Source organism: Burkholderia sp. Ac-20392 (genome assembly GCF_017104585.1).
Taxonomy (GTDB): domain Bacteria; phylum Pseudomonadota; class Gammaproteobacteria; order Burkholderiales; family Burkholderiaceae; genus Burkholderia; species Burkholderia lata.
The window spans coordinates 1-1749 of sequence record NZ_JAAGPB010000937.1 but is presented as its reverse complement, the minus strand read 5'-3'; the positions used below and the strand labels follow the sequence as shown (position 1 = coordinate 1749).

3 protein-coding genes are annotated in these 1749 nt (G+C 70.0%); 1 reads left to right on the top strand and 2 read right to left on the bottom strand.

Going from position 1 to position 1749, the window contains the following annotated elements; translation table 11 throughout:
- Together G3N99_RS39895 and G3N99_RS39890 are read right to left on the bottom strand one after the other, a co-directional pair.
- The coding region (locus G3N99_RS39895) for an SDR family NAD(P)-dependent oxidoreductase (RefSeq protein ID WP_206125152.1) at nt 1-425 on the bottom strand (425 nt) is incomplete at its 3' end.
- Complete coding sequence (locus G3N99_RS39890) at nt 422-1255, bottom strand: molybdenum cofactor biosynthesis F family protein (protein ID WP_206125153.1); 834 nt, start codon at nt 1253-1255, stop codon at nt 422-424. The genes G3N99_RS39890 and G3N99_RS39895, both read right to left, overlap by 4 nt.
- A 170-nt stretch (nt 1256-1425) precedes the next feature.
- Between G3N99_RS39890 and G3N99_RS39885 the strand changes: the two genes are divergently transcribed.
- The coding region (locus tag G3N99_RS39885; RefSeq protein WP_206125151.1) for an AraC family ligand binding domain-containing protein at nt 1426-1749 on the top strand (324 nt) is incomplete at its 3' end.

The window sequence follows — 1749 nt, the reverse complement described above, 5'->3', positions numbered from 1 at the left end:
GCGCGCTCGAACGCCGGCAACGCGGCCTGCGCGAGCCAGAACAGCGCGGACAGGTTGACCGACAGCGTCCGGTCGAGTGTCGGCTCGTCGATCTGCGTGAACGGTGTCAGCGGAAAATACGCGGCATTGTGGACCACGACATCGAGCCGGCCACCGTCGCGCTCGACCGCCGCGACCAGCGCGCCCAGTTCGTCGCGGCTGGCGGCATCCACCCGATAGGCGCGCGCCTCGCCGCCCGTGCTCGCGAGCGCATCGGCCTGCGCGGCGGCCGCCTCGCCGTTCAGGTCGGCAAGCGCGACGAACGCGTCGGATTCCGCGAAACGGCGTGCGATCGCCGCGCCGATCCCCTGCGCAGCGCCCGTGACGAGCACGACGCGCCCGCTGAAATCCGCACGCAGGCGGCCGCTGCCCGGCACGGCATTCATCGCTGCGCCTCGCCGCCGAGCGGATGCACGGTGTCGTTCAGCACCTGCGCGTGGGCGCCGATCGGGAAGTTCGACAGCGTGCCGAAATCGCCGCCCTGGTAGCCGAAGATCTTGCCGTCGGTCTTGCGCTGCGCGAGGTCGATCAGCACGACGCCGAGCGTCGGCACCACCTTTTCGCGCCACACGAACAGATACAGCTCGTCTGCAATCCTGAAGTAATGGCAGCGATCGACGTCGGCCAGGCCGCCTTCGACACCCTGCAGGCACTGCCACGCGTAGAAGTTCTCGTTCAGGTAGATGTGCTCGTAGCATTCGGTCGGGCTGTAGCGATACATCGTCCGCTTGCCGATCAGCTCGCGCGTGGGCCCGTGCAGCCGCCCCGGCTGCGTGTGGCCGCCGAGCGTGCCGTGCCGGAATTCGGCCTCGACGCCGGTCAGCGGCAGCCCGCGGGCAACTCGCGTAAATGCGTCGATACGCGTATCGGCTTCGGTCGGCAGCACGCCGACGACCGACGTCCATACGCCGTTGTCGAGATCGATCACGAGACTGACCGAGGTCGCGCGGGCGGCCGAATCGATGTAGTCGACGAAGTACAGCCCGTCGCGCAGCCGCGTCACGCGGCACGGCTCGCGGCCGCCCGTGTCGGTCGCCGCGTCACGCCACTGCAGCGCGCCGGGCTCGAACGTATAGACGCGCCACGCACCCGATGCGTCGCCGAGCGCAAGCGTCCGCCCGGCGAGCGCGTCGACGGATGTGAGGATGTTCGCTTCCGGCGCGAAGCCGTCCGCGAGCGCGCCAACCTGAATGAATACCGGATCCTGTCGTTCCACCTGCCGTCTCCCGCGCAGCTTCAGGCCCGGCGGGCCGTGTACGCTGCTCATGTGCACATGGTGCGGGCTGCGCGCGCCGCGCGGTATCGGCCAAAAGGATGAAGGGCGCGCCGCGCCGGAACGCGCTAAAGTGCACGAAATCCGCGCCGCCACCGGCGCGAGGAGCGCACATGCACCGCGTCACCCATTACCGACGGACCGGCGAAGGCATCGAGGCAATCAGCCTCGAATCCGACCGCACATTTCCGCGCCACGCGCACGACGAATTCGGGGTCGGCGTGATCGTCAGCGGCGCGCACCGGTCGTGGAGCGGCCGCGGGCAGGTCGACGCACTGGCCGGCGACGCGATCATGGTCAACCCGGGCGAGATGCACGACGGCTCGCCGATCGAGGCCGGCACGGGCCGGCGCTGGCGGATGCTGTACCTCGCGCCCGCGCTGGTCGCGGGCGTCGCGGCGGAAGAAGGCCTCGGCGGCGTCGAACTAGCGCATCCG